The following is an 8,662-nucleotide window of genomic DNA, read 5'->3' on the forward strand; positions in this document are numbered from 1 at the left end:
CCCCCCCCCCCCCCCCCCCCCCCCCCCCCCCCCCCCCCCCCCCCCCCCCCCACCCCCCCCCCCGCGCCGCGCCCCGCGCGCACATTTCCCCGCCCCCCCCCCCCCCGCCCCGGGCGGCTGGGCGCGGTCAGGCGAAGGCTTCGGGCGGGGGGCAGGCGCAGAAGAGGTTGCGGTCGCCGTAGGCCTGGTCGATGCGGCGCACCGGCGGCCAGTACTTGCCGCGGACGAGGCCGGGGACGGGGTACACGGCCTGCTCGCGGGTGTACGGGTGGCTCCAGTCGGCGGCCACCACGGCCTCCGCGGTGTGCGGCGCGCCGCGCAGCGGGTTGTCGTCGACGGGCCACTCCCCCGCGGCGACCGCGTCGGCCTCGGCCTTGATCGCGATCATCGCGGTGACGAAGCGGTCGAGCTCCGCGAGGTCCTCGCTCTCCGTCGGCTCGACCATGAGGGTGCCGGCCACCGGGAACGACATCGTCGGGGCGTGGAAGCCGAAGTCGATGAGGCGCTTGGCCACGTCGTCCACGGTCACTCCGGTGCGCTCGGTGAGCGGGCGCACGTCGAGGATGCACTCGTGCGCGACGAGGCCGTTGTCGCCCGCGTACAGCACCGGGAAATGCTCGCGCAGCTTCGCGGCGACGTAGTTCGCCGAGAGCACCGCGGCGCCGGTCGCGTCGCGCAGCCCCTGCGCCCCCATCATCCGGACGTAGGCCCAGCTGATCGGGAGGATGCTCGGGCTGCCGTACGGCGCGGCGGACACCGGTCCGCCGCCATGCTCGACGCGGCCTCCGCCGGCGGCCGGATGCGTCGCATCCTGCGCCATCGGGTGCCCAGGCAGGAACGGCGCGAGGTGCGCCTTCGCGGCGACCGGGCCCACGCCGGGGCCGCCGCCGCCGTGCGGGATGCAGAACGTCTTGTGGAGGTTGAGGTGGCTGACGTCGCCGCCGAAGTCGCCGAACCGCGCGTATCCGAGCAGCGCGTTGAGGTTGGCGCCGTCGACGTACACCTGACCGCCGGCCTCGTGCACGGCCGCCGTGATCCGGACGACCTCGTGCTCGTAGACGCCGTGCGTCGACGGGTAGGTGATCATCAGGGCGGCGAGCACGTCGGCGTTCTCCGCGATCTTGGCGCGGAGGTCGTCGAGGTCGACGTTGCCGAGCTCGTCCGTCGCGACCACGACGACGCGCATGCCGGCGAGCACGGCCGAGGCCGCGTTCGTGCCGTGGGCGCTCTGCGGGATGAGGCACACGGTGCGCTGGTCGTCGCCGCGCGAGCGGTGGTAGCCGCGGATCGCGAGGAGGCCGGCGAGCTCGCCCTGGCTGCCGGCGTTGGGCTGCAGCGAGACCGTGTCGTAGCCGGTGACGTCGGCGAGCCAGGTCTCCAGCTGGTCGATCAGCTCGAGGCTGCCCGCCACGTCCGCCGCCGGGGCGAAGGGGTGGAGGGCCGCGAACTCCGGCCAGGTCACCGCCTCCATCTCGGTCGCCGCGTTGAGCTTCATCGTGCACGAGCCGAGCGGGATCATGCCGCGGTCGAGGGCGTAGTCGCGGTCCTGCAGGAGGCGCAGGTAGCGCATCATCGCCGTCTCGGAATGGTGCGTGCTGAACACCGGGTGGGTCAGGTACGCGGAGGTGCGGGCGAGCGCCGGCTCGAAGGACGTCTCGGAGCCGAACCGCAGTGCGGGCTCGCCGTCGACCGTGCCGCCGAGGGCCTCCACCAGGTCGCGGAGCGGGAACGAGCCGTCGCGGAGGTCGGCGGCGGACTCCTCGTCCAGGCTGAGCGAGACGAGTCCCGCGTCGGTCGCGTGCAGCAGCAGGCCGCGCTCGTGGGCGCGCGCCACGACCTCCGCGGCGTCGTCGACCTCGACCTGGAGGGTGTCGAAGAACGACCGCGAGACGACCTCGACGCCCGAGGCGCGCAGCAGGTCGGCGACCGCCGCGGTCGCGAGGTGCACGTGGTTGCCGATCGCGCGCAGCCCCGCGGGGCCGTGGTAGACGCCGTACATGGCGGCCATGACCGCGAGCAGCACCTGGGCGGTGCAGATGTTGGAGGTGGCCTTCTCGCGGCGGATGTGCTGCTCGCGCGTCTGCAGGGTGAGCCGGTAGGCGGGCTTGCCCGCGGCATCCTGCGACACCCCGACGAGCCGGCCGGGGAGCTGTCGCTCCAGTCCGGCGCGCACGGCCATGTACCCGGCGTGCGGGCCGCCGAAGCCCATCGGCACGCCGAAGCGCTGCGTGGTGCCGACGGCCACGTCGGCGCCGAGCTCGCCCGGCGAGCGCAGCAGGGTGAGGGCGAGGAGGTCGGCGGCGGCGACCACGATCGCGCCCGCCGCCTTCGCGGCGCGCAGCACGGGCTCCGGGTCCCACACGCGGCCGGAGGCGCCGGGGTACTGCACGAACACGCCGAACGCGTCGGACAGCTCCGGCGCGTCCGCCGCGGTCGAGGCGAGGTCGAGGACGACGAGCTCGATCCCGACCGCGTCCGCCCGGTTGCGCAGCAGCGCGAGCGTCTGCGGGAAGGTGTCGGCGTCGACCACGAAGCGGGGGCTCTTCACCTTGGAGGCACGCCGCGCCAGCAGCATGCCCTCCACCACCGCGGTGCCCTCGTCGAGCATCGAGGCGTTGGCGGTGTCGAGGCCTGCGAGGTCGGCGACCATCGTCTGGAAGTTGATCAGCGCCTCCAGCCGGCCCTGCGAGATCTCGGGCTGGTACGGGGTGTACGCGGTGTACCAGCCGGGGTTCTCGAGCACGTTGCGCTTGATCACCGCCGGGGTGATCGTGCCGTAGTAGCCGAGGCCGATCAGGCTCCGGTTGACGGTGTTGCGGGAGGCGATGGCACGCAGCTCGCGCAGCGCGGCCCGCTCGCTGATCGGGGCCGGCAGCACCGAGGCGCGGGAGTCGTCGGCCCGGATGGAGTCGGGCACGGCGGCGGAGACCAGCGCCTCCACCGATTCGTAGCCGAGCGCGGACAGCATGCTGCGCTGCGCGTCGCCGTCGGTGCCGATGTGACGCGTCTGGAAGAGCTCGCTCATGCGGTGGTGCTGACCCTTCAGTCGGTTCCGCCGGTGACGGCGGTGTACTGGTCGTAGCTCAGGAGGCCGTCGGGGAGCGCCGAGAAGCGCACCTTGATCAGCCAGCCGTCGCCGAACGGGTCGGAGTTGACGAGCTCGGGAGCATCCACGACGGCGTCGTTGACCTCGGTGACGGTGCCGTCGACCGGCGCGAACAGCTCGCCGACCGACTTGGTCGACTCGATCTCGCCGACGACACGGCCCGCGGCCACGTCGCTCCCCGCGTCAGGGAGCTCGACGAAGACCACGTCGCCGAGCTTGTCGGCCGCGTACGCGGTGATGCCCACCGTCGCGACGTCGCCCTCGACGAGCAGCCACTCGTGCTCGGCGGTGTACTGGAGGTCCTGCTCTGCGGCCATGTCAGCCGTCCTTTCGGGGGTCACTGGAGGGGGAGGTCGAGGTGGATGCGGAGGTCGGGCCGGAGGTCGCGCCGGGCTTCCTGCGGTAGAACGGCAGCTCGGTGACCGTGAACGGCAGGCGCGAGCCGCGCACGTCGACGTGCAGCTCGGTGCCCGGCCTGGCGTAGCGGGGGGCGACGTACGCCATCGCGATGGGGACGCCGATCGTCGGCGAGAGCACGCCCGAGGTCACGACGCCGACCTCGGCGTCGTCGCCGCCTCCGTCGCCGCCGAGGACCGCGAGCACCGGGTAGCCGGCGCGGGCCGCGCGCTTGCCCTGGCCCATCAGCCCGACGAGGACGCGCGCCTCGGGGTCGGGGCCCTCCTCGGCGGCGGCACGGCCGACGAAGTCGGTGTCCTTGCCGAGATCGACCACCCGGCCGAGGCCCGCCTGCGCCGGCTGGGTGTCGCGGCCGAGCTCGTGGCCGTAGAGCGGCATCCCCGCCTCGAGGCGGAGCGTGTCGCGGGCGGCGAGGCCGGCGGGCACGAGGCCCTGGTCGGCGCCCGCCTCGAGCAGGGCGTCCCACAGGCCGCGGGCGTCGTCCGGCGCGAGGTAGAGCTCGAAGCCGTCCTCGCCGGTGTAGCCGGTGCGGGCGATGAGGACCGGCCGGGTCTGGAACTCGGCCGGCAGGCAGCGGTAGTAGCGGAGATCGGTGAGGCGCTGCGCGAAGTCCTCGCCGTCGAGAGCGCCGTCGTCGGCGGCGAAGCCGGGCGTCGCCAGCAGGATCGACAGGGCCGCGGGGCCCTGGACGGCGATCAGCGCGACGTCGTCGCTCTCGTCGAAGACCTCGACGTCGAAGGGCGCGGTGCGATCGCGCAGCTCCTCGGCGACCACCTCGCGGTTGGAGGCGTTCGCGACGACCAGGTAGCGGTCTGCCCCCGTGCGGTACACCACGAGGTCGTCGATGACGCCGCCGGACCGGGTCAGCAGGAGGCTGTACTTGGCACGGTCGACCGTCAGCGCCGAGAGGCGGCCGGCGAGCGCGTAGTCGAGCGCCTCCCCCGCCTCCGGTCCGAGGACGACGATCTCGCCCATGTGGGAGAGGTCGAAGAGGCCGGCGGCCGTGCGGACCGCGTGGTGCTCGGCGAGGTCGCCGCTGTAGCGGACCGGCATCTGCCAGCCGGCGAAGTCCGTGAAGGAGGCGCCGGCGGCGACGTGGGCGTCGTGGAGCGGGGAGAGGCGGGGCTCGGTGCCGTGCTGCTCGGTGCCGTGCTGCTCGGTGCCGTGCTGCTCGGTGCCGTTACGCTCGTTGCTCTGCTGCGAGGTCATGAGTTCTCCGATTCGCCGGCCGTGCGGCCGGGGGCGGCGGGGCGTGCGGCCCCGGGAAGAACTCCCCCTCTGTCATCCGGCCTGAGAGTTTCACCGCCTCCCGCTGCGCGGGGTGCGGCTTTCACCGTGGGCGAGGGCACGACTGCTGCCCTGCTTTTCAGAGTGGCCAGTCCGATGCGGTACGCGTACCTGAGAGATTGTCGGGGAGGATTGCTCCTTCGGTGCCGCGCGACGACCTGCGCCTCGCGACTCTCCCGCATCGACCTCGATGGCCCTGTGTTCAGTTGAGCTGTTGGGAGTCAGCATATCCGCATCCACCGGTGTTGGCGTTCAGGTCGGAATGACACTAAGATGGCGGTTGTTAAAGTCAGTGTGACTCTAACCCCGGAGGGACCGGCCATGACGACGAAGCACGAGCGCGCGAGTGCGCTGCTCGCCGTGTCCACCGTGATCTTCGCCCTCCGCAAGGACGACGAGACCGGCGGCCAGCCGCAGGTCTGGCTGCCGCTGGTGCGCCGCATCCGCGAGCCGTTCCAGGGCCGGTGGGCACTCCCCGGCGGACCGCTGCGCGTCGGCGAGGACCTCGGCTACGCCGCGGGGCGCACGCTCAACGAGACGACCGGGCTCGCGCCCAGCTACCTGGAGCAGCTGTACGCCTTCGGCGACGCCTCCCGCTCCCCCGGCACCGAGCGCGTGGTGTCGATCGTGTACTGGGCGCTGGTGCGCGGCGAGGAGGCGGAGCGCGCCGAGGTCGGCGAGAACGTCGCCTGGTTCCCCGCCGACCACCTCCCGGAGCTCGCCTTCGACCACAACCTGATCGTCGAGTACGCGCTCTGGCGGCTGCGCACCAAGATGGAGTACTCGCGCATCGCCCACGCCTTCCTCGGCGAGCGCTTCACCCTCGCCCAGCTGCGCGAGGTGCACGAGGCCGTGCTCGGCCGCGCCCTCGACCCGGCCAACTTCCGTCGCACGATCGAGGCCTCCGGCGCCGTCGTCGCGACCGACGAGTACCTGACCGGCACGCCGCACCGGCCGCCCCGGCTCTACCGCTACAACGACGCGATCGACCTCGCCGACGCGGGGCCGCTCCCGCGGCAGCAGCATCCCTTCGGAGGAGAAGAATGAGCACCATCACCGCTTCGGTCGACACGACCATCCGGCTCATCCAGACCGGCGCCGCGCCCGGCGCCACCTGCACGCCAGACCTCGTGCAGGCGCCGTGGACGTTCGACGCCGCCCCGCCCTCGTACGGTCCCGGGGCGTCGATGGCCGACCCGATCCCGGCGCACGCGCCGCGCCAGGGCGAGCTTCCGGAGCAGTACCGCACCGCGTCCTCCGACGAGCTGCGCGAGCGCATCCTCGCGGCCAAGGCGGCCCTCGGCGACCGGGTCGCGGTGATGGGGCACTTCTACCAGCGCGACGAGGTCGTGCAGTACGCGGACTTCGTCGGCGACTCCTTCCAGCTCGCCAATGCGGCGAAGGCGCGGCCGGAGGCGGAGGCGATCGTGTTCTGCGGCGTCCACTTCATGGCCGAGACGGCCGACATCGTGTCGCGGCCGGAGCAGCGCGTCATCCTCCCGAACCTCGCCGCCGGCTGCTCGATGGCCGACATGGCCGACCTCGACTCGGTGCAGGAGTGCTGGGAGCAGCTGGAGGAGCTGTACGGCACCGAGCCCGACGCCGACGGCCGCGTGCCGGTCATCCCCGTGACGTACATGAACTCGTCGGCGGCGCTCAAGGCGTTCTGCGGCGAGCACGGCGGGATCGTGTGCACCTCCTCGAACGCCGCGACCGTGCTGGAGTGGGCGTTCGAGCGCGGCCAGCGCGTCCTCTTCTTCCCGGACCAGCACCTCGGCCGCAACACCGCGAAGGCGATGGGCGTCCCGGTGGAGGCGATGCCGCTCTGGAACCCGCGCAAGCCGCTCGGCGGGTCGAGCGTCGACACGCTCCAGGACGCGCGCGTGATCCTCTGGCACGGCTTCTGCTCGGTGCACAAGCGCTTCACGGTCGGCCAGATCGAGCACGCGAGGGCGGAGTTCCCCGGCGTGCGCGTGATCGTCCACCCGGAGTGCCCGATGGAGGTCGTCGACGCGGCCGACGAGTACGGCTCGACCGACTACATCGTCAAGGCGATCCAGGCGGCGGCCGCCGGGTCGACCTTCGCCATCGGCACCGAGATCAACCTGGTGCAGCGGCTCGCGGCGCAGTTCCCGCAGCACACGATCTTCTGCCTCGACTCCGTGGTGTGCCCCTGCTCGACCATGTACCGCATCCACCCGGGCTACCTCGCCTGGGTCCTGGAGGGCCTGGTGCGCGGCGAGGTGCTCAACCAGGTCGCGGTGCCCGAGTCGGTCGCAGCCCCCGCCCGGATCGCGCTCGAGCGGATGCTCGCGGCCCGGCCCGACACGACGATGGCGGCCTGACATGAGCCGCGTGGTCGTCGTCGGCAGCGGGGTCGCCGGGCTGACCGCCGCCCTGGAGGCGGCGCAGGCGGGCGGCGGGGTCGCGCACGACGTGACCCTCGTCACGAAGGCCGCGCTGAGCGAGGCCAACACGCGTTATGCGCAGGGCGGCATCGCCGCGGCCGTCTTCCCCGACGACAGCCCGGAGGCGCACGCTGCGGACACGGAGCGCGCGGGCGCCGGGCTGACCGTGCGGGAGGCCGTGGAGGCGCTCTGCGGCGACGGCCCCGACCGCATCCAGGACCTGCTCGCGCTGGGCACCCGGTTCGACACGTCCGGAGACGGACTCGCCCGCGGGCTGGAGGCGGCGCACTCCGCCGCCCGCGTCCTGCACGCCGGCGGCGACGCCACGGGCGCCGAGATCGAACGCGCGCTCGTGGCCGCGGTCCGCGCCTCGGGCGTGCGCGTGATCGAGCACGCGTTCCTGCTGGACGTGGTCGTCGTCGACGGCGCCGCCGCGGGAGTGGCGCTGCGGCTCGCGGACGGCAGCACCACCTCCCTCGACGCCGACGCCGTGATCCTGGCGACGGGAGGCTTCGGCCGGCTGTGGTCCCGCACGACCAACCCCGAGGTCGCGACCGGCGACGGCATCGCCGCCGCGTGGCGGGCGGGCGCGGCCCTGGCCGACCTCGAGTTCACGCAGTTCCACCCGACCGCGCTGGCCCTGCCCGGATCGTTCCTGGTGTCGGAGGCGGTCCGCGGAGAGGGCGCGGTACTGCGGAACGCCCGAGGCGAGCGCTTCATGCTCGACGTGCATCCCGACGCCGAGCTCGCGCCGCGCGACGTGGTCGCCCGCGGGATCGCGGTCGAGATGGCGGCGCAGGACGGTCTCCCGGTCGTCCTGGACGCGACCGCGCTCGGGCGGGACTTCCTGGCCGGGCGGTTCCCGACCATCGACGCCGCGAGCCGCGCGGCGGGGCTCGACTGGGCGACGGAGCCTGTTCCGGTGACCCCGGCCGCGCACTACGCGATGGGCGGTGTCGCGACCGACACGAGCGGCCGCACCACCCTCCCCGGGCTCTTCGCCGTGGGGGAGGTCGCCTGCACCGGCGTGCACGGCGCGAACCGGCTCGCCTCGAACTCGCTGCTGGAGGGGCTCGTCTTCGGTCACCGGGCGGTGGCCGCGCTCGGCGAGGAGTGGCCGGAGGCTCCCGCGTGGGTCACGGCCGCCCGGCGCGCAGCCGTCGGCACGGCTCCTTCCGCGCCGTCGCTCCCCTTCGATCGCGTCCGGCTGGGGGCCGTGATGTGGGAGGCCGCGGGCGTCCACCGCTCGGGCGCCGGCCTGCGCACTGCCGCCGCCGAGCTCGTCGCGACGACCATGCCTGCGCCCGGGGAGGACGCCAACCTCCTCCAGCTCGCGCGCCTCGTGGTCGCCGCGGCGCTCGCCCGCGAGGAGTCCCGCGGCGCGCACTTCCGCTCGGACCACCCGCTCACGGCGCCGGGCGACGCCCGGCACACCGTGCTCGCC

6 protein-coding genes and 2 riboswitches are annotated in these 8,662 nt (G+C 73.7%); of the genes, 3 read left to right on the forward strand and 3 right to left on the reverse strand.

Translation table 11 applies throughout. The features are described from left to right. Nucleotides 1-127 precede the first annotated feature (127 nt). Genes gcvP through gcvT form a run of 3 tightly spaced genes read right to left on the reverse strand, consistent with a single transcriptional unit; the run spans nucleotide 128 to nucleotide 4,732 of the window. On the reverse strand, nucleotides 128-3,025 hold the full coding sequence (gcvP, locus tag ACR9ZG_RS16555) for an aminomethyl-transferring glycine dehydrogenase (RefSeq protein ID WP_481285945.1): 2,898 nt from the start codon (nucleotides 3,023-3,025) through the stop codon (nucleotides 128-130). A 17-nt stretch (nucleotides 3,026-3,042) separates the two neighbouring features. Continuing rightward, entirely contained in the window at nucleotides 3,043-3,423 is a 381-nt protein-coding gene (gene gcvH / locus ACR9ZG_RS16560) for a glycine cleavage system protein GcvH (RefSeq protein ID WP_481285946.1), read from the reverse strand. A gap of 1 nt (nucleotide 3,424) precedes the next feature. Then, on the reverse strand, nucleotides 3,425-4,732 hold the full coding sequence (gcvT, locus tag ACR9ZG_RS16565; RefSeq protein WP_481285947.1) for a glycine cleavage system aminomethyltransferase GcvT: 1,308 nt from the start codon (nucleotides 4,730-4,732) through the stop codon (nucleotides 3,425-3,427). A gap of 62 nt (nucleotides 4,733-4,794) precedes the next feature. Continuing rightward, a riboswitch (glycine riboswitch) is annotated at nucleotides 4,795-4,898 on the reverse strand. A gap of 1 nt (nucleotide 4,899) precedes the next feature. Further along, nucleotides 4,900-4,999, reverse strand: a riboswitch (glycine riboswitch). A 132-nt stretch (nucleotides 5,000-5,131) separates the two neighbouring features. Between gcvT and ACR9ZG_RS16570 the strand changes: the two genes are divergently transcribed. From ACR9ZG_RS16570 to nadB, 3 genes are all read left to right on the forward strand, one after another. After that, nucleotides 5,132-5,857: an NUDIX hydrolase gene (locus tag ACR9ZG_RS16570; RefSeq protein ID WP_481285948.1), complete on the forward strand. Its 726-nt coding sequence runs from the start codon at nucleotides 5,132-5,134 to the stop codon at nucleotides 5,855-5,857. Further along, on the forward strand, nucleotides 5,854-7,155 hold the full coding sequence (gene nadA / locus ACR9ZG_RS16575) for a quinolinate synthase NadA (RefSeq protein ID WP_481285949.1): 1,302 nt from the start codon (nucleotides 5,854-5,856) through the stop codon (nucleotides 7,153-7,155). Before ACR9ZG_RS16570 ends, nadA begins: the two co-directional genes overlap by 4 nt. 1 nt (nucleotide 7,156) lies before the next feature. Continuing rightward, a partial coding sequence (nadB, locus tag ACR9ZG_RS16580; RefSeq protein WP_481285950.1) for an L-aspartate oxidase occupies nucleotides 7,157-8,662 on the forward strand: 1,506 nt, incomplete at its 3' end.

The organism is Leifsonia sp. KNZ12-8B (genome assembly GCF_056755495.1).